General features: G+C 66.8%; 23 protein-coding genes. 19 read left to right on the top strand and 4 right to left on the bottom strand.

Going from position 1 to position 24125, the window contains the following annotated elements:
• The 15 genes from QTI24_RS07940 (at position 1) to QTI24_RS08010 (ending at position 14900) form a co-directional block, all read left to right on the top strand.
• The gene (locus tag QTI24_RS07940; protein WP_286599581.1) at positions 1-816 is read left to right on the top strand and encodes a cyclase family protein; all 816 of its coding nucleotides are present in this window, start codon (positions 1-3) and stop codon (positions 814-816) included.
• Positions 813-1544, top strand: coding sequence for an SDR family NAD(P)-dependent oxidoreductase (locus tag QTI24_RS07945; RefSeq protein ID WP_286599582.1), 732 nt, complete (start codon positions 813-815; stop codon positions 1542-1544). Before QTI24_RS07940 ends, QTI24_RS07945 begins: the two co-directional genes overlap by 4 nt.
• A 128-nt stretch (positions 1545-1672) precedes the next feature.
• Complete coding sequence (locus QTI24_RS07950) at positions 1673-2830, top strand: ABC transporter substrate-binding protein (protein ID WP_286599583.1); 1158 nt, start codon at positions 1673-1675, stop codon at positions 2828-2830.
• A gap of 115 nt (positions 2831-2945) precedes the next feature.
• Positions 2946-4088, top strand: coding sequence for an ABC transporter substrate-binding protein (locus tag QTI24_RS07955; protein ID WP_286599584.1), 1143 nt, complete (start codon positions 2946-2948; stop codon positions 4086-4088).
• A gap of 28 nt (positions 4089-4116) precedes the next feature.
• Positions 4117-5442 carry an aromatic ring-hydroxylating dioxygenase subunit alpha gene (locus QTI24_RS07960; RefSeq protein ID WP_286599585.1) on the top strand — a complete coding sequence of 442 codons (1326 nt, stop codon included), beginning with the start codon at positions 4117-4119 and terminating at the stop codon, positions 5440-5442.
• Positions 5439-5909 carry an aromatic-ring-hydroxylating dioxygenase subunit beta gene (locus QTI24_RS07965; RefSeq protein ID WP_286599586.1) on the top strand — a complete coding sequence of 157 codons (471 nt, stop codon included), beginning with the start codon at positions 5439-5441 and terminating at the stop codon, positions 5907-5909. The genes QTI24_RS07960 and QTI24_RS07965 overlap by 4 nt, the downstream gene beginning before the upstream one ends.
• 40 nt (positions 5910-5949) lie before the next feature.
• Positions 5950-7107, top strand: coding sequence for an ABC transporter substrate-binding protein (locus QTI24_RS07970; RefSeq protein WP_286599587.1), 1158 nt, complete (start codon positions 5950-5952; stop codon positions 7105-7107).
• Positions 7108-7164: 57 nt separating this feature from the next.
• Complete coding sequence (locus tag QTI24_RS07975; RefSeq protein ID WP_286599588.1) at positions 7165-8220, top strand: branched-chain amino acid ABC transporter permease; 1056 nt, start codon at positions 7165-7167, stop codon at positions 8218-8220.
• Positions 8217-10001 (top strand): branched-chain amino acid ABC transporter ATP-binding protein/permease, encoded by a 1785-nt coding sequence (locus tag QTI24_RS07980; protein ID WP_286599589.1) that lies wholly within the window; start codon positions 8217-8219, stop codon positions 9999-10001. Before QTI24_RS07975 ends, QTI24_RS07980 begins: the two co-directional genes overlap by 4 nt.
• Positions 9998-10729, top strand: a complete 732-nt coding sequence (locus QTI24_RS07985) for an ABC transporter ATP-binding protein (RefSeq protein WP_286599590.1) — start codon at positions 9998-10000, stop codon at positions 10727-10729. The genes QTI24_RS07980 and QTI24_RS07985 overlap by 4 nt, the downstream gene beginning before the upstream one ends.
• Entirely contained in the window at positions 10719-12329 is a 1611-nt protein-coding gene (locus tag QTI24_RS07990; protein ID WP_286599592.1) for an ATP-dependent acyl-CoA ligase, read from the top strand. The genes QTI24_RS07985 and QTI24_RS07990 overlap by 11 nt, the downstream gene beginning before the upstream one ends.
• A 4-nt stretch (positions 12330-12333) precedes the next feature.
• On the top strand, positions 12334-13083 hold the full coding sequence (locus QTI24_RS07995; protein ID WP_286599594.1) for an SDR family NAD(P)-dependent oxidoreductase: 750 nt from the start codon (positions 12334-12336) through the stop codon (positions 13081-13083).
• Between the two features lie 67 nt (positions 13084-13150).
• Positions 13151-13924 carry an SDR family NAD(P)-dependent oxidoreductase gene (locus QTI24_RS08000; RefSeq protein WP_286599595.1) on the top strand — a complete coding sequence of 258 codons (774 nt, stop codon included), beginning with the start codon at positions 13151-13153 and terminating at the stop codon, positions 13922-13924.
• Positions 13921-14460 (top strand): MarR family winged helix-turn-helix transcriptional regulator, encoded by a 540-nt coding sequence (locus QTI24_RS08005; protein WP_286599596.1) that lies wholly within the window; start codon positions 13921-13923, stop codon positions 14458-14460. Before QTI24_RS08000 ends, QTI24_RS08005 begins: the two co-directional genes overlap by 4 nt.
• Complete coding sequence (locus tag QTI24_RS08010; RefSeq protein WP_286599597.1) at positions 14457-14900, top strand: acyl-CoA thioesterase; 444 nt, start codon at positions 14457-14459, stop codon at positions 14898-14900. Before QTI24_RS08005 ends, QTI24_RS08010 begins: the two co-directional genes overlap by 4 nt.
• A 6-nt stretch (positions 14901-14906) precedes the next feature.
• Here the strand turns inward: QTI24_RS08010 and QTI24_RS08015 are convergent, their stop codons facing one another.
• Complete coding sequence (locus QTI24_RS08015) at positions 14907-15938, bottom strand: carbon-nitrogen hydrolase family protein (protein ID WP_286599598.1); 1032 nt, start codon at positions 15936-15938, stop codon at positions 14907-14909.
• Positions 15939-16070: 132 nt separating this feature from the next.
• Here QTI24_RS08015 and QTI24_RS08020 point away from each other — a divergent pair, with 132 nt between their 5' ends.
• A complete protein-coding gene (locus QTI24_RS08020) occupies positions 16071-17036 on the top strand; it encodes an AraC-like ligand-binding domain-containing protein (RefSeq protein ID WP_286599599.1) in 966 nt (321 codons plus the stop codon).
• Between the two features lie 26 nt (positions 17037-17062).
• Entirely contained in the window at positions 17063-18508 is a 1446-nt protein-coding gene (locus tag QTI24_RS08025; RefSeq protein ID WP_286599601.1) for a DUF2252 domain-containing protein, read from the top strand.
• 12 nt (positions 18509-18520) lie between these two features.
• On the opposite strand, the gene QTI24_RS08030 is transcribed toward QTI24_RS08025, so the two are convergent.
• From QTI24_RS08030 to QTI24_RS08040, 3 genes are all read right to left on the bottom strand, one after another.
• On the bottom strand, positions 18521-19963 hold the full coding sequence (locus tag QTI24_RS08030; protein WP_286599602.1) for a cytochrome P450: 1443 nt from the start codon (positions 19961-19963) through the stop codon (positions 18521-18523).
• Positions 19964-20242: 279 nt separating this feature from the next.
• Positions 20243-20758 carry a MarR family winged helix-turn-helix transcriptional regulator gene (locus QTI24_RS08035; RefSeq protein ID WP_286599603.1) on the bottom strand — a complete coding sequence of 172 codons (516 nt, stop codon included), beginning with the start codon at positions 20756-20758 and terminating at the stop codon, positions 20243-20245.
• A gap of 431 nt (positions 20759-21189) precedes the next feature.
• Entirely contained in the window at positions 21190-22755 is a 1566-nt protein-coding gene (locus tag QTI24_RS08040; RefSeq protein ID WP_286599604.1) for an acyl-CoA synthetase, read from the bottom strand.
• A gap of 181 nt (positions 22756-22936) precedes the next feature.
• Between QTI24_RS08040 and QTI24_RS08045 the strand changes: the two genes are divergently transcribed.
• Positions 22937-23101, top strand: coding sequence for an FmdB family zinc ribbon protein (locus QTI24_RS08045; RefSeq protein ID WP_286599606.1), 165 nt, complete (start codon positions 22937-22939; stop codon positions 23099-23101).
• Between the two features lie 237 nt (positions 23102-23338).
• Positions 23339-24121 (top strand): citryl-CoA lyase, encoded by a 783-nt coding sequence (locus QTI24_RS08050; RefSeq protein ID WP_286599607.1) that lies wholly within the window; start codon positions 23339-23341, stop codon positions 24119-24121.
• Positions 24122-24125 lie beyond the last annotated feature (4 nt).

Genomic DNA, 24125 nt, shown 5'->3' on the forward strand with positions numbered 1-24125 from the left:
ATGAGCACAGCAACAACCGAACTGATGTCCACCGCCGAAATCCTCGGCGGCCTGGTGAGCGCCATGTCGACCGGCCGCATCCGGGTGGTCGACCTCACGCAGACCCTGACGCCCGAGTTTCCGCAGATCGCGCTGCCGCCCGAGATGGGCCAGTGCTGGCCCTTCCGCATCGAGGAAGTGTCGAAGTACGACGAGCGCGGCCCCGGCTGGTACTGGAACAACTTTTCCTGCGGCGAGCACACGGGTACGCACTTCGATGCGCCCATCCACTGGATCTCGGGCCGCGATCTGCCGAACAACTCGGTGGACACGATTCCCGTGCAGCACTTCGTCGCGCCTGCTTGCGTGATCGATTGCTCGCCGCAGGTCAAGGACGATCCCGACTACCTGCTCACCATCGAAGACATCGAAGGCTACGAAGCGAACCATGGCCGCATCCCGAAGGGCGCCTGGGTGCTGATGCGCACCGACTGGTCGAAGCGCCAGGACCCGGAGGCCTACCAGAACTTCGACGAGACCGGCCAGCACACTCCCGGCCCGAGCACCGAGGCCGTGCGCTTCCTCGTCGAGCAGCGCGACGTGCTCGGCTTCGGCTCCGAAGCCATCGGCACCGATGCGGGACAGGGCTACCACCTGCGGCCGCCGTACCCGTGCCACTACTACATGCACGGTGCGGGGCGCTACGGCCTGCAGTGCCTCAGCAACCTCGACTTGCTGCCCCCATCTGGCGCGGTGCTGATCTGCCCGCCGCTCAAGATCGAGAAGGGCAGCGGCAGTCCCTTGCGCGTGCTCGCGCTGATCGGAGCGCAGCCATGAGCGCAGTACCGAAGGTTGCCGCCGTCACCGGCGGTAGCGCGGGCATCGGCAAGGCGATCTGCGAAGACCTGCTCGCACAAGGCTACGAAGTCGTGTCGCTGGCGCGCCGCCGCTCCGACATCGATCACCCGAAGCTGCACAGCATCGAGGTCGATCTCGCGGACCGCGCGGCCACGGCGCAGGCGGTGGCGGACCTGGTCCGCCGCTTCGAGGTGACGACCGTGGTCCACAACGCCGGCGTGATCCGTCCCGCGCTGCTGGCCGACGTGAAGCTCGATGATCTCGATGCGCTGGTCGATCTGCACCTGGGCTGCGCGATCCAGCTCGTGCAGGCCGCATTGCCGACAATGCGGGCGCAGCGCTTCGGTCGCGTCGTGCTGTTGTCCTCGCGCGCCGCGCTGGGCCTCGCCACGCGCACCAGCTACTCGGCGACCAAGGCTGGCATGCTGGGAATGGCGCGCACCTGGGCGCTCGAACTCGCGGGCGACGGCATCACGGTCAACGTCGTCGCGCCGGGGCCGATCCGCACCGACATGTTCTACGACGTCGTCGAAGCCGGCAGCGAGAAGGAACGCGCGCTCGCCGCATCGGTGCCGGTCAAGCGGCTTGGCGAATCGGCCGATGTGGCACGGGCCGTGCGTTTCTTTGCCGACCCTGCGAGCAGCTTCGTCACGGGTCAGGTCCTTTACGTGTGCGGCGGCACCAGCGTGGGCAGTCTGGCCCTCTAGCGGTGCGTTGCACGCATCTCCACCCAACTCATCGTTCTCTCCCTTGTCACCACGTCATCGCCTCGCTAGCATTCTTGACATCTAAATAGTTCATAAATCATGTGCTTGTTCACCCCCTGGAGGTTTGCATGAAAGTCCTGACCCGAATCTGTGCCCTGGCGGGCATTGCCGCTGGCCTCAGCGCCGTGACTGCCGCGAGTGCATGGGCGGCTGATCTCAAGGTGGGGTTCATCACCTCGCTGTCGGGCCCGGTGTCGTCGCTCGGCATTCCGTACGAGAAGGGCATCAAGGCCGCGGTGGCCTACAAGTCGGAGCTGAACGGCCGCAAGATCCAGATGGTGCAGCTCGACGATGCGTCGGACCCATCCACGGCCGCACGCAACGCCCGCAAGCTGATCGACGAGGACAAGGTCGACGTCATCATCGGCACGGCCGGCTCGCCGGGCGCGCTGGCGATTGCCGCTGTCGCACGCGAAACCAAGACGCCACTGATCTCCATCGCGAACGCCAACCTGCCGGGCGAAGAAGGCGCATGGATGGTCACGCTGCCGCAGCCCGCACCGTTGATGGTGAGCGCGGTGGTCGAACGCATGAAGCAGTCGGGCGTGAAGACGGTCGGCTACATCGGGTTCTCCGACGCTTGGGGTGATCTGGTCTACGACGCGCTGCAGAAGAGCGCCGAGCCGGCCGGCATCAAGATCGTCTCGAACGAACGCTATGCGCGCGGCGATTCGTCGGTCACGGGCCAGGTGCTGAAGATCGTTGCGCTGCGTCCCGACGCGGTCATCACCGGCACCTCGGGCACGCCGGGGGCATTGCCTTACCTCGCATTGGCGGATCGTGGCTACAAGGGCCAGATCTACGGCATGCATGCGCTCATCAACCCGGACTTCGTGCGCGTCGGCGGCACGGCGGTCGAAGGACTGCTGGCACCCACCGGCCCGGTCATCGTCGCCGAACAGTTGCCCGACTCGAATCCGATCCGCAAGGTGTCGATGGACTTCCGCACGGCCTATCAGAAGGCGAACGGTGCTCCGCCGACCGATGCGTTCTCTGCGTATTCCTTCGACGCATGGTTGCTGTTCCTCGACGCTGCGGCTCGTACCAAGGGTGAGCCCGGTACGCCCGCCTACCGCGTCGCACTGCGCGATTCGATCGTCTCCACCAAGGAGCTGGTCGGTACGCACAGCGTCTACAACTTCAAACCCGACAACCGCTACGGCTCGGACGAACGCTCCCGCGTCATCGTCAAGCTCGAAAAGGGTCAATGGAAGCTTGTTCCTTGACCCCCAGGCTCGCGCACTTCGTGTCGCTCTCCACCCCCTTCCAGGGGGCGATACCAGCGGCCCGGCAAAGCCGGTTCCGCGGTATTCCTGAATAACCCACGTACTGATCTGGATCATGAAAAGACTCACCGCTTTCCTCGGCGTATCGGCCATTGCCCTCGCGGCTACACAGGCGCTTGCGGCGGACCTCAAGGTTGGCTTCATCAGCTCGCTTTCGGGCCCGGTCTCGGCGCTCGGCATTCCCTATGAGAAGGGCATCCGCGCGGCCATCGCCGAGCATCCGGCGCTCGCCGGCCACAAGGTCGAGCTGATCGTGCTCGACGATGCCTCCGACCCGACGACGGCCGGACGCAACGCACGCAAGCTCGTGGTCGAGGACAAGGTCGACGTGCTCATCGGCACCTCGGGCGTGCCCGGTGCGATGGCCATCGCCGCAGTGGCGCGCGAGCTCAACACGCCGTTGATCTCGCCCACGCCCGTCACCATCCCCGGCCCCGAGGGCGCATGGACCGTGACCGTGTCGCAACCCTTCCCGCTGATGGTCGCTGCCGTCGTCGAGCGCATGAAGAAGTCGAACGTCAAGACGGTCGCCTTCATCGGCTTCTCCGATGCGCTGGGCGATCTGGCGTACGACTCGCTCGTGAAGAGCGCCGAGGCCGCCGGCATCAAGGTGGTCGCGAACGAGCGCTATGCGCGCAGCGACTCCTCCGTTGCCGGACAGGTGCTGAAGATCATCTCGGCCCGCCCCGATGCGGTGTTCGCCGGCAACTCCGGCACGCCAGGCGCGCTGCCTTATCTTGCGCTCGCCGAACGTGGCTACAAGGGTCAGATCTACGGCACGCACGGCCTCATCAACGCGGACTTCGTGCGTGTGGGTGGTGCCTCCATCGAAGGCCTGCAAGTGCCCAGCGGCCCCGTGCTGGTGGCCGACCAGTTGCCGGACAGCAACCCGATCAAGAAGGTGTCGATGGGGTTCCGCGATGCGTACAAGAAGGCCAACGGCTCGGTGCCGACGGATGCCTTCTCGTCCTACACCTACGACGCCTACCTGCTGCTCGCGGATGCGGTCTCGCGCACCAAGGGCGAGCCGGGCACGCCGCAGTACCGCGCGGCGCTGCGCGACGCGATCGTGAGCACGAAGGAGTTGACCGGCACTCACGGCATCTACAACTTCAAGCCCGACAACCGCTACGGCTCCGATCAGCGCGCGGTTGTCATCGTGCGCAGCGAAAAGGGCCAGTGGAAGCTGGTGCCCTGACGTCGACCTGGCAGCAAGCAGCGCCGCGATGAACACCTACCGCAACCGTCCCGACGCGATCCGAGCGCTGGTGCAGGACGACCGCGTGCATCGCGACGTCTACTTGAGCGACGAGCTCTTCGCGCTGGAGCAGGAGCAGTTCTTCGCCAACACGTGGCTCTACGTGGGCCACGCGAGCCAGGTGCCCAATGCCGGTGACTTCTGGTCGCTCGACCTCGCTGGGCGGCCGGTGATGATGGTCCGCCAGCCCGATGGTGCGGTGCGCGTGTTCTACAACCGCTGCGCGCACAAGGGCAGCCGGCTCGTCACCGACGAGTGCGGCAACACCGGCAAGTTCTTTCGTTGCCCGTACCACGCCTGGACCTACAAGCTCGACGGTGCGCCGCTCGCCATCCCGCTCAAGAGCGGCTACGAGGGCACGCGGCTGAAGGAGTGCGAATCGGGGCAGGGGCTCACCGCGATCCGGAACGTCTACGTCTACCGCGACTTCGTCTTCGCGCGCCTCTCCAGCGAAGGCCCGGACTTCGCGAGCTATTTCGGCGAAGTGCTGCATGCGATCGACAACATGGTCGGCCGCTCGCCAGAGGGCCGCCTGACGGTCGGCGGTGGCGTGATGCGCAACATCATCCACTGCAACTGGAAGATGTACCTCGAGAACATCAACGACACGGTCCATCCGATGTCGACGCACGAGTCCGCCACGCAGGCGGCCGATGCGCTGTGGGAGGGGCGGGCGCCCGACGCGCCCAAGCCGATGGCGATGGAACAGATCCTGCCCTTCGGTTCCGGCTACGAGTTCTTCGACAAGATGGGCGGCCGCGTCTTCGCCAACGGGCACAGTGTGCTCGGCGTGAACTTCAGCATCCATTCGAACTACGCGCAGTTGCCCGAGTACGAGGAAGCGATGCGCGCCGCGCATGGTGCCGAGCGCGCCGCGGAGATCCTGCAGCGCTCGCCGCAGAACTCTGTCTTCTTTCCCAGCCTGTCGGTGAAGGGCTCGCCGCAGGCGATCCGGGTGATCCGCCCGCTCGCCGCCAACCGCACGCTGATCGAGGCCTGGAGCTTCCGCGCGGCGGGTGCGCCGGATCTGCTCTTCGAGCGCGCGATGAACTACAACCGGCTCGTCTTCTCGCCGATGTCGGTGGTCGCCCATGACGACGTGCATCTCTTCGAGAGCATGCAGCAGGGCCTGCGCGGCGAAGGCAACGAATGGGTGAGCCTGCATCGCAACTTCGATCCGGCCGAACTCGAGCAGGCATCGATCACGACCAACGGCACCAATGAACTGCTGATGCGCAACCAGTTCCGCGCCTGGGCCCGCTACATGACGGCCGGCATGGAGACGGCAGCGTGATGCAGCCGGAAGACTTCATCGCCGCCGAGGCCGCGTTGCTCGACGCCGGCCGATTCGACGACTGGCTGGCGTTGTTCACCGACGACGGCCACTACTGGGTGCCGCTGCTCGGCGCGGCACAAGTGGATCCGTACTCCCACAACTCGCTGGCCTACGAAGACCGGCTGCTGCTGCAGTTGCGCGTAGACCGGCTGAAGAACCCGCGCGCGCACTCGCAGCATCCCGCGAGCCATTGCCAGCACGTGCTCCAGCGCTCCGCCATCGAGCGCGAGGACGAAGCCTCCGGCGAGATCACGCTGCGCACGCCTTTCATCTACGTCGAGGCCCGCGGGGACGACCAAGTCCTGCTCGCCGGCACCTGCCGCCATCGGCTCGTGCGAACGCCTGACGGCTGGGCGATCCGCCAGAAACGCGTCGACCTCCTCAACGCCGGGCGCGCACTGCCGGCCATTCAGTTGTTCATCTGAGCGAACGCTCAACCATTCCACCCCCACCAGGAGTCACGACATGAAGAGCTTGATGCAGACCTTGACGCGCACCGCGTTGGCCGCCGCACTGGGTGCCGGCTTCGCCATGAGCGCGTTCGCGGCCGATCTCAAAGTCGGCCTGAGCGTTTCGCTCTCCGGCCCCAACTCCTCGCTCGGCGTGCCGTACGCCAAGGGCATGCAGGCGGCACTCGCGTACAAGCCCGAGGTCAACGGCCGCAAGATCCAGCTGATCGTGCTGGACGATGGCTCCGACCCGACCACGGCCGGCCGCAATGCGCGCAAGCTGGTCGAAGAGGACAAGGTCGACATCTTGATGGGCACCTCCGGCGTGCCCGCCGCGATCGCGATGGCGCAAGTCGGCCGCGATGCCAAGGTGCCGATGATCGGCCTCACACCGATTCAGCTCGACCCGGCCGAGAACGCGTGGGTGTTCACCGTCGCGCAGCCGACCCAGCTCATGATCGACGCGGTGGTCCAGCGCATGAAGAAGGACGGCATCAAGACCGTCGGCTACATCGGCTTTTCCGACGCCTGGGGCGACCTGGTCTACAACGCGCTGATGAAGTCCGCGCCCGAGGCTGGCATCAAGGTGCTGGGCAACGAGCGCTATGCACGCGCCGATGCCTCCGTCACCGGCCAGGTGCTGAAGCTGGTCGCGATGAAGCCCGACGCGGTGATGACTGGCGGCGCCGGCACGCCGGGCGCGCTTCCCTTTCTCGCGCTGACCGAGCGCGGCTTCAAGGGCCCCGTGTACGGACAGCACGGCCTCATCAACCCCGATTTCGTGCGCGTGGTCGGTGCTTCGGGCCAGGGCGCGCTGATGCCCACCGGCCCGGTGATCGTGGCCGAGCAACTGCCGGCCGAGTACCCCACCAAGAAGATCGCGATGGACTTCCGCTCGGTGTTCCAGAAGGTCAACAATGCACCGACCAGCGATGCCTTCTCTGCCTATTCCTTCGACGGCTGGCTGGTGTTCACCGATGCCGCCGCGCGCGCCAAGGGCGAGCCCGGCACGCCCGAGTTCAGGCTCTCGCTGCGCGATGCCATCGCGAGCACCAAGGAAGTCGTCGGCACGCACGGCGTCTACAACTTCAAGCCGGGCAATCTCTACGGCGTGGATGAGCGCGCGCGCGTGATCGTCAAGCTCGAAAACGGCCAGTGGAAATTGGCGCCCTGACCTGAACGCTGAGCCTCCAGGCCTGACCGACCAGAAGATTACGCAAAGGACTTTTCAATGACATGGGACGTGGCGCTCATCCTGGGCATCGACGGGCTCGCCAATGGCGCGGTCTATCTGCTCGCCGGGCTGGGACTGGTGCTGATTTTTTCCGTCACGCGGGTGGTGTTCGTGCCCTTCGGCGACATCGCGGCCTTTGCCGCGCTGACGCTGGCGGCCTTCGAGACCGGCCGCCTTCCTCCCACCATCGGGCTGGTCATGGTGCTGGCGGCGCTGGCGACGGCGACCGAGGTTGGCAGCCTGCTGCGGCGCGGCGAGGCGAAGAAGGTGCCCAAGGCCATCCTGGCCTGGGGCGTGCTGCCGCTGCTGCCGTGCTTGCTGGCCTGGGCAACCGCCCGGCCCGGCATTCCGGCCGCGGTGCAGATCGCGGTGACGGTGTTGCTGGTGGTGCCGATCGCGCCGCTGCTGGCACGCGTCGTGTTCCAGCCGATCGCGGATGCGTCGGTGCTGGTGCTGCTGATCGTGTCGCTGGCGCTGCACTTCCTGCTGTCGGGCCTGGGCCTGCTGTTCTTCGGGCCTGAAGGCTCGCGCACCGCGCCGCTCGCGAGCGGAACCATTCCGCTGGGCGACGGCTTCTCGGTCAGCGGGCAGGTGGTGCTGATGGTCGGCTCGGCGATCGTGCTGAGCGGGCTCTTCTTCCTGGTGTTCGAACGCACGGTGGCGGGCAAGGCGCTGCGTGCCACGGCCGTCAATCGCGTCGGTGCACGGCTGGTCGGCATCCGGCCTGCGCGCACCGCCTTGCTGGCGTACGGCAGCGCGTCCCTGCTGGCCGGGCTGATCGGCGTGCTCATCGCGCCCGTGACCACCATGTACTACGACTCCGGCTTCATCATCGGGCTGAAGGCCTTCGTCGCCGCGATCATCGGCGGTCTCGTGAGCTACCCGATGACGGCCGTCGGGGCCCTCGCGGTGGGTGTGGTCGAAAGTTTCGCGTCGTTCTGGAGCGGCGCGCTGAAAGATGTGATCGTGTTCAGTCTGCTCATACCGGTGCTCATGCTGAGGTCCTTCCTCAGCGTGCACTCCGAAGAGGAAGAAGACGAGGTGGACCAATGAGCCCGCTCGTCCAACGCAAGCTCTGGATCGGCCTCGTCGTTGCCGCGATCGCGATTGCGCCCGCAGTGGCCGGCAACTTCACGGTCTCGCTCCTGAATGACATCGGCATCGGCGCATTGGTCGCGCTCGGGCTGGTGATGCTGACCGGTATCGGCGGCGCTACCTCCTTCGGGCAGGCGGCCTTCGTCGGCATCGCGGCCTATGCGACGGCCTGGCTCACTACTGCGCAAGGATTGTCGCCGTGGCTCGGGCTGCTGTTCGCCTTGTTGCTGACCGGCCTGTCGGCCCTCGCCATCGGCATGCTCACGCTGCGCCTGGGCGGGCACTTCCTGCCGCTCAGCACCATCGCATGGGGGCTGTCGATCGCGATGCTGTTCGGCAACGTCGATGCGCTCGGCCGGCACACGGGACTGTCGAACATTCCGGCGCTCAAGATCGGTGCCTGGTCGCTGGCCGATCCGCGAGCGATCTACTACCTGATCTGGGCGTTGGTCGGGCTGGCCTTCCTGTTCAGCCGCAACCTGCTCGAATCGCGGCCGGGCCGCGCCATCCGCAGCCTGCGGGGCGGCGCGACACTGCTCGCGAGCGTCGGCGAGGACGCGTACCGCGTGCGGCTGTCGCTCTTCGTCACCGCCGCGCTGTTCGCCGGTCTCGCGGGCTGGCTCTATGCGCACATGAACCGCTTCGTGAGCCCGTCGCCCTTCGACGTGCGGGCCAGCATCGAGTACCTGCTGATGGCCGTGGCCGGCGGGCTCGGGCAACTCGCAGGCGCCCTGGTCGGCTCTGCCCTGGTGCTCATCCTGAAGAACGGCTTGCAGGACGTGCTGCCGATGCTCACGCAGCGCGCCGGCCAGCTGGAGGCGGTGGCCTTCGCGACGCTCTTCATCCTGCTGCTGCACTTTGCACGCGGCGGCCTGATGGGCTTCGTGCGGCGCTGGACGCGCGGCCGTTTCGCCGCGCCGCCGTCGCGCGAGCCAACGACGCCGGTAGAACCGCTGCCCCACCGCACGCTGCCGGACCGCGGATCGCCGATCCTGTCGGTGACGGGCGCCGTCAAGCGCTTCGGTGGACTGGTGGCCGTCAACGACGTGAGCTTCGACGTGAAGGCGGGTGAGATCGTCGGGCTGATCGGGCCGAACGGCGCAGGCAAGTCGACCATGTTCAACCTGCTGACCTGCACGCTGCCGATGACGGCGGGGCAAGTGCGCTTCCTGGGCCAGGACATCGCAGGCCTGCCGCAGCGCAAGGTCGCGCGGCTCGGGCTGGCACGCACCTTCCAGCACGTGAAGCTGCGGCCGCACATGAGCCTGCTCGATAACGTTGCGCTCGGCGCGCATTCGCGGACGACGACCGGCGTGCTCAAGGCCGGCTTGCGGCTGGACCGTACCGAGGAGCGCCAGATCCTGCAGGAGGCGCAACGCCAGCTGGACCGAATCGGCCTCGGCGACCGCGCCCACGAGCTGGCAGGCAGCCTGCCGCTCGGCACACAGCGCATCCTGGAAATCGCGCGCGCCCTGGCCGCCGACCCGGTGCTGCTGGTGCTGGACGAACCGGCCGCCGGGCTTCGTCGCAAGGAAAAGATGGCGCTGGGCGACCTGCTGCGCAAATTGCGGGAGGAGGGCGTGACCATCCTCATCGTCGAACATGACATGGACTTCGTGATGAAACTCGTGGACCGGTTGGTGGTGATGAACTTCGGCTCCAAGCTCGTCGAAGGCGCGCCCTCGGCCGTGCGTGCTGACGAACGCGTGCAGGCTGCGTACCTTGGGAGCGTGGTATGACCGCGATGCTGGAGATTGGTGACCTGCACGTCTCGTATGGGCAGGTCGATGCGGTGCGCGGCGTCACGCTCAACCTGGAACATGGCCAGATCATCTCGGTGATCGGCCCCAACGGCGCGGGTAAGACCACGCTGCTGGCCGCGGCGATGGGGCTGCTGCCGTGCAAGGGCATCCTGCGCTTCGAGGGCGAGGATCTGCACGGCCTGGACGTGGAAGCGCGCGTCGAGCGTGGCCTGTGCCTCGTGCCGGAGAAGCGCGAGCTCTTCGGCGAACTGAGCGTGCTCGACAACCTCCAACTCGGCGCCTACTCCCGGCGCCTTCGCAGCGATGCATTGAAGAGCCGCCTGCAGTCCGTGTACGACCGCTTCCCGCGCCTGGCCGAACGCCGTGCGCAGCGTGCCGACACGCTCTCGGGTGGCGAGCGCCAGATGCTCGCCGTGGGCCGTGCGTTGATGTCCGCGCCCCGACTGCTGATGCTCGACGAGCCCAGCCTGGGCCTCGCCCCGCTGATCGTGCGCGACATCCTCACCATCGTGCGCAAGCTGCGCGAGGACGGCGTGTCGATCCTGCTCGTCGAGCAGAACGCACGCGCCGCGCTCGAAACCTCGGATCACGGCTACGTGCTGGAGACCGGCGAGATCGCGCTGTCGGGTGCCTCGCAGGACCTCGCCAGCGATCCTCGCGTGCAGGCCACTTATCTGGGCGGAGGCACCCACGATGACGACTGAAGCCCGCGCGCTGCCGCCGTCGCAGCGCACGCTGCCCGCGATGCTGCAGCGCCAGGCAGCGCAGTTCGCGGGGCGGCCGCTGCTTCGGATCGCGGGGCGCGCGTGGACTCATGGCGATGCGTCCCGGGCGGCGGGCGAGCGCGCCGCGGTGCTGGCGCAGGCTGGCGTGGCACGCGGCGACCGGGTCGCCGTGATGTGCGGAAACCGCATCGAGTTTCTCGAAGTGTTCTTCGGCGCGGGTTGGCTCGGAGCGTCGGTGGTGCCGGTCAATATCGCATCGATGGGGCCGCAGATCGAATACTTCCTCGCCAACAGCGAGGCCAGGTTGCTCGTGATCGAGGCCGAGTTCCTGGAGCGATTGAAGACGGCCGATCTCGGCCGCACGAAGCTGCGCGAAGTCTGGGTGGTCGGCGAATCGCAGGAGCCATCTGTCGCCTGGCAGGCGCCCGAGGGCGTGCGATCGACACCTTATCCCGCCGGCGCCGAGGCGATCCCGCCGGCCGCGGTGCAGCCGGGCGATCCGCTCGCCATCCTCTACACCTCCGGCACCACCGGACCGGCCAAGGGCGTGATCTGCCCGCACGCGCAGTATTTCTGGTGGGGCGTGAACAGTGCGGAGGTGCTCGGCGTCGGCGCCGATGACGTGCTGTGCACCACGCTGCCGCTTTTTCACATCAACGCGCTCAACACCTTCGCGCAGGCTGCGGTGACTGGCTGCGAGGTCGTGTTCGAGTCGCGATTCTCGGCCTCGGGCTTCTGGCCGGCGATGCGCGCGAGCGGCGCGACCGTCGTTTACCTGCTCGGCGCGATGGTGCCGATCCTGCTGGCGCAGCCTGAAGGCCCTGGCGAGCGGGATCACCGCGTCCGCACCGGCCTCGGCCCGGGTGTGCCGGCGGCGGCGGGGCAGGCCTTCATGGAGCGCACGGGGGTCCGGTTGCTCGAAGGCTACGGCTCGACCGAAACGAACTTCGCCATCGCCACGGCGCCCGACTCGCCACGCGGCGGCGTGATGGGGTGGCTGCGCCCAGGTTTCGATGCGCGCGTCGCCGACGAGGACGACGTCGAACTGCCGCCCGGCGAAGCCGGCGAACTGCTGCTGCGCGCGGACGAGCCCTATGCCTTTGCGAGCGGCTACTTCAACATGCCGGAGAAGACCGTCGAAGCCTGGCGCAATCTCTGGTTCCACACCGGCGACCGCGTGGTGCGCGATGCCGACGGCGCCTATCGCTTCGTCGACCGCATCAAGGATGCGATCCGGCGTCGGGGCGAGAACATCTCCTCCTTCGAGGTCGAACAGGTGTTGCTGAGCCATCCCTGCGTGGCGGCTTGCGCGGTCTATCCGGTGCGCTCCGAGCTGGCGGAAGACGAGGTGATGGCCGCGCTGGTGGTCCGGCCCGATCGCAGCGTCGACCCGGACGAACTCACGCTGTTCTGTGAAGCGCGCCTGCCTTACTTCGCCGTGCCCCGCTACATCGACGTGCTGGCCGACCTTCCGCGCACCGAGAACGGCAAAGTGCAGAAGTACAAGCTGCGCGAACGCGGCGTGACACCGCAGACATGGGACCGGCGCCCTGCTGGCCGCAAGGCGGCAAAAGGCTGACACCATGTTCTCGCTGTCCGGACGAACGGCTTTCGTGACCGGCGCGGGGCAAGGTCTCGGGGCCGCGATCGCACGCGGCCTGGCCGAAGCGGGTGCGCGCGTGGCGCTGACGGACATCGACGCGGCGGCGGTCGACGCCGACGCGGCCGACCTCTGCGCCAAGGGCCACGAATGCATCGCGATGCCGCTCGATGTGCGCGACGAGACCGCCTTTGCCCAGTGCTTCGAATCAGCCGTGCAGCGCCTCGGAGCCATCGACGTGATGGTGAACAACGCGGCTTTGACGCCGTCGACTTCGCTATGGGACATCGCAGCCGACGAGTGGGACGGGGTCATGGCGGTGAACCTGCGCGGCAGTTTCTTTGGCTGCCGCATCGCCGGACGGCACATGCGTGATCGAGGTGCTGGACGGATCGTCAATCTGTCGTCGGTTGCCGGGCAGCAGGCCAGTGCGGCGACTGGCGCCCACTATGCCGCGTCGAAGGCGGGCATCCTCGCGCTCACGCGCTCTTTCGCGCAGGAACTCGCGCCGCATGGGGTCACGGTGAATGCGATTGCACCTGCCGCGATCCGAAGCCCGATGCTCGACGCGATGGACGAGGCGCGTCAGCGCGCGGTGCGGGCCGGCATTCCGCTCGGCCGTTTCGGCGAGGCGCAGGAGGTGGCCGCAGCAGTCGTCTACCTCGCGTCGCCTGCGGGTGCGTTCATCACGGGCGCGACGCTCGACCTCAACGGGGGACGGCTGATGCGATGAAGCCCCCATGGGGGCCGTCGAAATCCGCGCCGTTAAAATTATTTAGTTGTCAACCAAATTTCAATCCATGAGCCAAGCACTGAATGGGCGGCATGCCGTCGTCACGGGCGCCGCACGCGGCATCGGCGCCGAGATCGCCAGGACCCTCGCAGCCGAAGGCGCGCGCGTCACCCTGCTCGGCCGGGACCGCGCGGCGCTGCAGCGCGTGCAGGACGAGCTGCAGGGCACCGGTCACGGCGTGGTCGTCGCCGATGTGGGCGACGCCGAGTCCGTGCGCGCTGCGTTCGAAGCCCTCCGTGTGGCGTCCGGCCCCGTGACGATCCTCGTCAACAACGCGGGCCAGGCCGAGAGCGCGCCCTTCCTGAAGACTTCGGTGGAGCTGTGGCAGCGCATGCTGGCGGTCAACCTCACCGGCAGCTTCCTGTGTGCGCAGGCGGCATTGCCCGACATGCTGGAACTGGGCTGGGGCCGCATCGTCAACATCGCGAGCACTGCGGGCCAGAAGGGCTATGCCTACGTGGCGGCCTACACGGCGGCAAAGCACGGGGTGATCGGGCTCACGCGCTCGCTCGCGCTCGAAGTGGCCCGCAAGGGCGTCACCGTCAACGCGGTATGCCCCGGCTACACCGACACCGACATCCTGCGCGCCAGCGTTGCCAACGTGGTCGGCAAGACAGGCCGCAGCGAAGCCGATGCGCTGGCGGAGTTTGCCGGCGTCAATCCGCAGCGCCGCATCGTGCAGCCTGCCGAGGTGGCGGACGCCGTGCGCTGGTTGTGCGGAGAAGGCGCCGCGTCGATGACCGGGCAGTCGATCTCGGTCTCGGGGGGAGAAGTGACATGACGGACATCGGCAACGACCCCTCGCATGCCGCGCTGAGCGACGCGGAAGAACTCGGCCATGAGGCGCGCGCCGGCCAGGAGGACCATGCGGTGCTCAAGCTGTGGTTGCGCATGCTGGCGAGCACGACGCAGATCGAGGCCGAGATCCGTAAGCGCCTGCGCGAGCGCTTCGACATCACGCTGGCACGCTTCGACTACATGGCGCAGCTCTACCGCTACCGAGACGGGCTCAAGATGCGCGTGCTCTCGCGCTACCTGATGGTGACCGGGGGCAACGTCACCGGCCTCACCGACGAACTGGAGCGCGAAGGTGTGGTGTCGCGCACCGCCAGCCCGGACGACCGCCGGGCATGGATCGTCAGCCTCACGCCCAAGGGCCGCCGAAGCTTCGAGGCGATGGCCAAGGAACACGAGCAATGGATCCTGGAAATGTTCGCCGGGCTCGACATGAAGACCGTGCGCCAGTTGCACAGCCAACTCGGCCAGCTCCGGGTGCACGTGATGCGAGGCGAGCCGCCGGCCGAGGAGAGCGCGTGAGCGAAACGAAGACGACAGCGGAGTTCCGCCGCGAGCGGTTGATCCGTTTCTCGGACTGCGACCCGGCGGGCATCGTCTTCTATCCGCAGTACTTCGTCATGTTCAACGGACTGGTGGAAGACTGGGTGAACGAAGAGCTGGGCATCGGCTACCACAAGCTCATCGCAGAGCAGCGCATCGGCCTGCCGACCGTGCGCCTGGAGGCCGACTTCCGCGCGGTGAGCCGGCTGGGCGACCGTGTGATCCTCGGACTCACGGTCGAGCGACTGGGCTCGCGCTCGCTCACGCTCGGATTGCATTGCTTCGACCGCGAGGGCGAAACACGCATGCGCATGCACCAGGTGCTGGTCACGACGTCGCTCGACAGCCATCGGGCGGTGGAGATTCCAGCGGCGCTGCGCGAGGCGATCATGCGCGGCGCGCCGGGCCTCGCGGCCTGACGCGCGTCAGGTGGAGACGGACTCGCCCTGGCTCTGGACCGCGGTTGATTCGGCGGCGGGCGCTTCCCGCTCGGGCTGCCTCTGCAGCACCACCGGCTCGCGCCGTGTCTTGTTGAACAGCAGCCGGGTGACGTCCGGCCGAGAGTAGTGCCCCGCCGGATCGCCGGCCGCCTTGGCGAGCGAAATCTGGCCCAGGTCGATGTCCGCGACCACCAGTCCTTCCTGGTCTTCCGGCAGGTTGGTGCCGAGCGGCGATCCGTCCGGCCCGTAGATGCGCGCAAAGCCGCCGCCCGCCAGCAGCATCTGCTGCTTGCCCGGATCGGTGCACAGCATCTCGTGCATCGCCTTCGAGACCGTCGCGCAGGGCGCGATCACGAAGCACTGGCCCTCGGCGGCATACACCTGGCTCGCGGCGTTGTTGACCTCGGCGCCCAGTGCATACGCCGCGCCGCGGTAGAGCGAGAAGCTCGGCCATGCGCCGCAATGGATCTGCTCGTTCTGCGAATACATCGCGTACTTGCTGAGCGGCTGCAGATGTTCCCAACACGAGAGCGACCCGATATTGCCGATCGGCGTCTCGATCACGCTCAGGTCGGAGCCGTCGCCTTCGCCGAACACCGTGCGCTCCACGTGCGTCGGCTTGAGCTTGCGCCGCGTCTGCAGGGTGTTTCCCTGGTCGTCGATCAGTGCCTGCGCGATGTAAAGGCTGCCCGCGGCCTTTTCGCTGTAGCCGAGCGAAACCCAGATCCGGTGCTTGCGGGCAGCGTCGCGGATCCGGTCGAATTCCGCCGAGCCGACGATCAGCGAGTTGTCGTGGTAGCGCTGCACGTACTGCATGCCCCAGGCCGGCGAATCGAGCCAGATCCACCACGGGTAGCCCGGCACCCAGGTTTCCGGGAAGGCGATCAGCTGTACGCCCTGGCCAGCGGCCTGCGCCATCAGCTCGATGGTCTTGTCGATGGTGCCGTCGAGGTCGAGAAACACGGGCGCGGCCTGCACGGCCGCGACACGAAGACGGGGATGGGTCTTGCTGGACATGGTGGACTCCTTCGGGTTAGCGCTGTGGCATGGGGGTTGCTGGAAGCGTAAGTTCGCCGCCTGAAAGCGGCTTGTCCGGATTTCGCAGCGTTCTTGATCCAGCGTTGCACACCGCACCTCGGAAGGATCCCCATGGCCCAGTTGCTGAGCACCGACGTCGTTGAGCGCGAACAGCGGCTCGCGTACTGGACGGACATGATCTGCAACGTCTACGTCCAGCTCGGGTGCGATCCGGTGCAGACGAGCCGCACCGCCGGCGACTTCGAGGGCAGCATCCGGCAGCACGCGCTGCCGAGTCTCGACGTGTCGGTGGTCAGCTCCGGGCCGCAAAAGGTGATGCGCACTCCCAGCCACATTGCCCGTTCGTCCGACGACTACTTCCTGGTCAGCATCCAGTCCCAGGGCCGGGGCGTGGTCCGACAGGACGGGCGCGATGCCGTGCTGTCGGTCGGAGACTTTGCGTTGTACGACAGCACCCGGCCCTACCAATTGCTGTTCGACGATGCCTTCGAGCAGATCGTGCTCAAGCTGCCCGGCGAGCGCCTGCGCAGCGAACTGCGCGAGACGCAGGCGCTGACCGCGACCACGGTATCGGGTCGCGAAGGCGCGGGTCACCTGCTGCTCGGCATGATCCGCACTCTGCGCGAGGACATCGACGCCCTGCAGCCCGCATCCGCGCTGGCGGTTGCGAATGGCGTGCTGAGCATCCTCGTGGCCGGCCTGCAGACGCTGCCGGCTGCGCGCTCGCCGGCGCTGAGCAACCTCACGGCCTTTCACTTGGCGCGCATCAAGCGGCAAGTGGATGCGCGGCTGGACGATCCCGCGCTGTCAGTGGGCACGCTGGCCGCCGAGGTCGGGATGTCGGTGAGCCAGATCCATCGCGTATTCAAGAGCGAGCCGCTGACGCCTTCGCAATACATCTGGGAGCGGCGGCTCGAGGCCTGCAGCCGCGACCTGCTCGATCCGCGCTTGGCCGGACGGCCGATGGGCGAGATCGCGTATGGCCGGGGATTCAGCGACGCGGCGCATTTCAGCCGCGCTTTCCGCGAGCGCTTCGGTTGCTCGCCCAGGGAGTGGCGCCAGCAGATCGCGCATTGACCTGTGCATGGCGGACCGGAGCATTCATGGCACGTAAGAAGAAGGCCGACGCGGGAGCGGAAGACGCGACGCGGGCCCAGGAGTTGTCGAACGCATTCACCGCGCGCAAGCCGACGGTCGCCGAACGCATGGCGATCGGCAAGACGATTCGCGAACGGGTTCCCCGTGCGAGCCTCGCCACGTTCGAGCGGCCCCCGGGCGTCGACCCGGTGGGCATCCTGCTTGCGCAGGCCCGCACGCGGCTGCCGAAATTGGTGCCGGTTCGCCATGCCCGCATGCTGCAGTCGCCATTCGCCTTCCTGCGCGGCTCGGCCGCGGTGATGGCCGCCGACCTTGCGGCGAGCCCCACGACCGCGCTGCGCGTGCAGGCCTGCGGCGACATGCATGTCGCGAACTTCGGCGTGTTCGCGTCGGCCGAACGCCAACTCGTGTTCGCGATCAACGATTTCGACGAGACCCAGCCCGGCCCCTGGGAGTGGGACATCAAGCGGCTCGCCGCCAGCGCACATGTCGCATGCCAGCACCTGGGCGGCGACCGCGAGGCGCGCGAGGCCGCGGTTCGCTTCGCCGCGGCCTCCTACCGCCAGCGGATGCGGCGCTATGCCGGCATGGGACTGCTCGAGGTCTGGTACGACACCATCGACAGCGCGCGGCTGCTGGAGACGCTGTCGCCCTGGTTCCGCAGCGCCGCCTCGGCGTTGCTGGACAAGGCGCGGAAGCGAAACCACCTGCAGGTGCTCGACAAGATGACCGATCTGGTGGACGACCAACACCGGATCATCGAGCAGCATCCGTTCATCGTGCGCGTGAGCCACACCTCGGCCGGCAGGCCGGTGGAGGACGCGCTGGGCCACTTCCTGGCGACCTACCTCGATTCGCTCGCGCCCGAGCGCCGCTTCCTGCTGTCGCGCTACCGGGTGCTCGATGTGGCGCAGAAGGTGGTGGGCGTGGGCAGCGTCGGTACGCGCTGCTGGGTGGTGCTGATGCAGGGGCGGGACGAGGACGATCCATTCTTCCTCCAGATCAAGGAAGCGGAGCCCTCGGTGCTGTCGCCCTACGTCCCCTGGCCCGGGTCCGGCAAGGGGCCCCTGAACGAAGGACAGCGGGTGGTGGTGGGCCAGCGGCTGATCCAGGGCTCGCCGGACATCTTTCTGGGCTGGGGGCAACTCGACGGAACCGACTTCTACGTGCGCCAGTTGCGCGACATGAAGGGTGGCATCGAACTCGACATGGGCGAAACCACCCCGTCCGCATTCGCCGAATACTGCAGGCTCTGCGGCTGGGCCCTCGCGCTGGCGCATGCCAAGTCAGGCGACGCGGCGATGATTGCCGGCTACCTCGGCAAGTCGGAAGCCTTCGACGACGCGCTGGTGCGCTTTGCGGCCGCCTATGCGGACCAGACCCGGCGTGACCACGAAACGTTTGCGCAGGCAGCGCGCAGCGGTGCGGTCGAGGTGGCGAGCACGCCTTAGCTTCGCCGGCGCTCAGATGAGTGGCCGCTCGCGCACCTTCATCGTCAATCCCACCGGCGCCATCGAAAGCTGCAGCAGCTCGCGCGGCTCCTTGCCGTCGGCTGTGCCAACGTACTGGATGTCGAAGCGGCTCAACAGAACCGCCATTGCCATCTTCATTTCAACCAGGGCCAGGAAGCGTCCAGGGCAGATGCGCGGGCCAGCTCCAAAGGGCATGGAGATGCGCTTGGCGGCACTGGCAGTCTGCCCGGGGTGGCCGTCCGCCAGCCAGCGTTCGGGGTCGAAGCTGGCGGCATTGCGAATGTGGCGTTCACTCACTGCGTCGCGCCGCATCACTGCGATCACCACCATGCCGGCCGGGATGTGCACGTCGCCGAGCGTGGTGTCGTGCAGGGCTTGCATCGCGTTCTGCGGCGCCACCGGCTTCAGGCGCATGGTCTCGTGGGCACAGGCTTCAACGTAGTCCAGCTGACCGATCTGGTCGATGTCGGGCGGCTCGCCATCGGCGCACACGCGGCGTACTTCCGCTGTGGCCTTGGCGAGCGCCTGCGGGTTTTGCCAGAGCAAGTGGATCATCCAGGCCACCGTGTTGGCGGTGGTGTCTTCACCGGCCAGGAGCATGGTGAGCACGTTGCCTGCCACTTGCTTGTCGTCCATCCCACTGTCGGGTTCGTCAGCGGCAACCAGCATGGCCTCCAGCAGGTTGGATGGGTGCTCGCGCAGGGCCGGATTCGCCTGAAGTCGCCTGCGCCCTTCGACGATGAAGCCATTGACGGCCGCATTCACCTCGGTCACGCTGCGCACCAGAGCGCGATCTTCGGCCGACGGGAACCAGCGCCACAGTGGAAGTGGCGCAAAGATGCGCTTGAACACCGCCGGAAAGAGGCGATTCAGGTGCTTCTGGATCACATCCTCGTCGCTTTGCAGCGTGTTGACTTCGGCGCCGAACGCGAGACCCGCAATCGCATCCACCGTATAGCGCATCAGGTCGGCCTGCAGATCAATGGTGCTGCCCTGGCGCGCGGCCTGCTGCCAGCGTTGGGCCAGTCGCAGTCCGACGCGCTGCAGCGCAGGGTGATAGCGCCTGACGCTGCCGGGGTCGAAGCCGGCCATCACCATGCGTCGCTGGCGTCGCCAGGTCTCGCCGTTGGCACCGAACACGCCACCCATCAGGCCGAGTTCCGTCCACACCTGTTCCAGCTTGGTGGTGCGACGAAAGCCGTCGGGGCGGTCACGCAAGGCTGTCGCGATCAATTCATGGTCACCCACTACCACCGCGCGGCGAGGGCCGAGGCGCAGCCTGAAGATCGGGCCGTGCTCTTCACACCACTGTTCCAGTTGCAAATGCAGCCGAGTGGAGTCGACCTGAAGCAGGTTGCCGAACACCGGCACGGCACGTGGACCGGGCAGTTCGTCGAACTGGCGCAGCCGGGTTGCCGCTGTGGACGAGTTCATGGCGTTGTTGACCGATGGTTGATCGGACCGAGCAGTATTGGGCAGTTTCGAGATGTCGGCAATCCACATTTCTGGTGAGCGGCGGCCGACCGAGTTGGCGAATGGCGTTCGCGACCTGCCTCTGTAGCCGGGATCGTGCGAAGTGGCCGACCTGGGCGCCCATGAAAAAGCCCGCCGAAGCGGGCAAGGACCTTTGAGTAGGGTCCGGAGGAAAACTCATCCTGAGCCGCGGAGATGAACACAGCCTGAATGCCAGCGCTTCGGCACCTGCGAGGCCGATCAAAGTTCTGAAACAGCCTCGTCGCCACCTCCTTGTCGTTCGTCGACCTCTTGCATGTTTTCCAGAATCTTGAGCAAGTAGTGCAAGGTGTGAGTGATGTCGTTCACCGAAAACCCCTCGAGCACCTGCGCGTAGTAGCCGTGAATTTTCGGCAGAGCCTCGTGTTGCCATACGCGCAGCCCCGCTGTCGTCATTGACACGAGACGCGACCGGCGGTCGCGTTCGTCAGCCGCGGTCTGGATTCGTCCGTCTCGTTCCATGCGACTGAGCAGACCGGAGAGGTTCTGCCTGCTCACTTTGAGGTAGCGCGCCAGATCGCCCACGCTCATGCCTCCGGTCGCGGCGGGCCTGGACAGCGCACCGAGCACAGCCCATTGCTGCGTCGTCAGGCCCTCGGCTTCGACCGCCTTTGTGCCTGTTTTATGCAACATATTGGCACATTGATACAAGCGGAAGAATACCCGATTGGCCAGTTCAATCCTTGCAGATTCTTCGTTCGTCTTAGAGTTAACCATGGATCTGTCTCTTTAGAAAGGTCTTGCGTCAGTGAGTTCATCGCCACATAGTATGACAACATATGGACATATCATGCGATGAGTCTTCAGGCTACACCGCGTCAACGATAGCAAGCTTCAAAACTGATGGAGAGCCTCAGGACCTGCCATGCAAAACGATTCGCCTTCCCCCGCACCCGAAATCCTCTGAACTCCCGGACCGGAGCAACTGCTGTCGCAAGCTGCTGTTGGGCGCGGAGGCGGGCAAGGTCGCCAGCCCGGACGCCATGCAGAACCCGTGCAGCCTGGCGTTCTTCGTCGACTACGCCAGCTCGCTCGGCGCGCAGCCGTCCTCAGGCTGACGCAACAAGACTTCGACGATTTGAGATGGAGAGACGCTGAAGCTCGCGGGGGCGCCTGCACCAAGATCAAGAAGTTCCTGCACACCCTGATCAGTCCGCGGCAAAAAGCCCGGACAAGGTTTCCCGCAGCTGGCGCTTCAGCAGCTTTCCGCTCGGATTCTTCGGCAGGCTCTCGACGAGTACCACCCGCTTGGGCGCCTTGAAACCGGCCAGGTGCGTTGCGCAATGCGCGAGGACGTCTTTCTCCGTCAGCGCGTGGCCGCTCTTGGCCACCACGACCGCGACGACCGCCTCGACCCAGAGCGGATGCGGCACGCCGACCACCGCGACCTCCGAAACCTGGGGCAGGCGATAGACCGCCTCCTCGACCTCGCGGCTGGCGACGTTCTCGCCGCCCGTCTTGATCATGTCCTTCTTGCGGTCCACGACGGCGATGTAGCCCTCGTCGTCGATGGTGCCGAGGTCGCCGGAATGGAACCAGCCGCCCTCGAAGGCGTCCCGGGTGCGCTCGTCGTCGTGGAAGTAGCCCAGCATCAGGTGCGGAGAACGGTGGACGATCTCGCCGACTTCTCCCGGCGCGACATCCTGCATCCGGTCGTCGACGACGCGGGTCTCGACATTGAGCACCGCGCGGCCGCAGGAGCCGGGCTTGCGCAACTGATCGTCGGGGCCGAGCAACGTCGCCAGCGGCGCGATCTCGGTCTGGCCGTAGAGATTCCACAGCCTCACGTCCGGCAGCCGGGCCGCGAGCTCGCGCAGGACTTCGACCGGCATGATCGAGGCGCCGTAGTAGCCCTTGCGCAGGCTCGACAGGTCGGTCGTGTCGAAGAGCGGCGAACGAAGAAGCGAGATCCAGACCGTCGGCGGCGCGAAGAAGGAGCCGATGCGATGGCGTTCGATCAGCGGCAACAGGTTGTCGGGAGTCGGCTTGGCGGTGATCACATTGCTGGCGCCGACGTAGATCGACGGCCCGAGGAACACGTCGAGCTGCGCGCAGTGGTACAGGGGCAGGGCATGCAGCGTGAGGTCGTCGCCCGAGATGCTCGCGTCGACGACGCAGCTCACGTACTGCCAGATCACCGCTTCGTGCGTCAGCATCGCGCCCTTCGGCAGGGACTCGGTTCCGCTCGTGTACACGATCTGGGCCAGGTCGCTTCCGGCAAGCTCCACCTCCGGCGATGGTGCGGACGACGCGGCCAGTGCGTCGAACGACGTCATCCCGGGTGCGGGCGCACCGGGCTCCTCCGAGGGCAGCCAGACGAAGTCGCGCACGGCAGTGTCCATGGCCGCGGCCGCGCGTGCCAACTCGGCCAGGCCGCTGTCGGTCGCCAGCAGGCGGGCCCCCGCATGACGCAGGATGTAGGCCGCCTCTTCGGCTTTCAGCATGAAGTTGATCGGCACCAGCACCGCACCGAGGCGCGCCAATGCGAAGCGCAACGCCGCGAAGCCGTGCGAGTTGCGCGCGAGCACCGCCACGCGGTGGCCCTTGTCGATCCCGAGCTCGCCGAGGCCTGCGGCGACGCGATCGCAGATCCGGTCGAACTCGGCATAGGTCCAGCGGACGTCGCCGCACGCGATGGCTGTCTTCGCAGGAGTGCGCCTCGCGCTGCGGTGAAGCAGGTCGGCGATCGTCTGGCGGTGGGCAAGGTCGTTCATGTCGTCGTCTCCTTCACGTGCAGGCCGCGATCCGTCCGGGCAGTGTTTGCAGATGATGTCGTGCCGAACGCTCTTCGCGCAAGAGTTTCCAAGGCGGCGCCATCGTCGTAGGATGCGGCACGAGGGGCGCCCGGCATCCAAGTAGCATCTGCGCCGCCCGCTAATGTGTTGGAGAAGCGCCATGCCTACTTACCAATATCGTTGCGTAAAGTGCGGCGAGGTTTTCGAGCACGTCGAACACGTGGCCGAGCATGAGATTGCTCGCTTGCATTGCCCGAAGTGCGGCAGTGACGCCGTCCAGCACCAGCCGACTCAGTTCTTCGCGAAAACCTCCAAGAAGAGTTAGCACGCCGGTGATTGGCGAGTGCTGACGATTCTTTGCCAGCGCCCGCCGATGACCACGCGGCGATCCAGTCCGCACCAACGCCGAAAGCCAGCGAGCCGCCCAGTTGGCGCTGGGACAGCATCGCTGCCAGTGATTGGCATTCGCCATTGCGGAAGGGAGGGTTCGGCAAACACTGACCCGCATCGCCGCCAGAGGAATAGATTCGCTTCGTCGCCGTTTTCCTTGCAAGCCCCTCCAATGACGAAGATCAATAAGCACCTGCACACCGACCTCGGGCACAGCACGCCGGACAAGGTCACCGTGCGCGGGCGCGACTTGCCGTCCGAAATCCTCGGCCACCTCAACCTGGGTGACATGGCCTTCCTCGAGCTCACGGGCCGCATCCCGACGCCGCAGGAGTCCGTGACCTTCAACGCCATCGTGGTCACGCTCGTCGAGCACGGGATTACGCCCAGCGCGCTGGCTGCCCGCCTGACCTACGCCGGCGCGCCCGAGGCATTGCAGGCCGCCGTCGCAGCCGGTCTCTGTGGCCTGGGCACGGTGTTCGTCGGCAGCACCGAGGGCGCGGCGCGCATGCTGTACGAGGCCATTCCGTTCGGCTCGAAGCCGGAGCGCCCGCTCGCCGACATGGCGCGCGACATCGTGGCCGACTACCGCGCCCGCAAGGAGATCGTGCCTGGCCTCGGCCATCCGCTGCACAAGCCGATCGACCCGCGCACGCCGCGCCTGTTCCAGATAGCGGCCGAGAACGGCCTGTCGAGCCACTACGTCGCGTTGATGCAGGCGGTGCAGGCCGAGGCCGAGCGTGTGTCGGGCAAGTCGCTGCCCATCAATGCAACGGGCGCCATCGGGGCGATCGCTGCCGAGTTCGGCTTTCCGTGGCGCATCATTCGCGGCTTCGGCGTGATGGCGCGCGCGATCGGGCTCGTGGGCCACATCCTCGAAGAAATCAACGACCCGATGGGTGTGGAGATCTGGCAGCGCGTGGAGCGCGAAGCCGGTGGTCCGCGCCAGGATTGAGCGA

This window comes from Variovorax sp. J22P240, from assembly GCF_030316855.1.
Lineage (GTDB): Bacteria > Pseudomonadota > Gammaproteobacteria > Burkholderiales > Burkholderiaceae_C > Variovorax.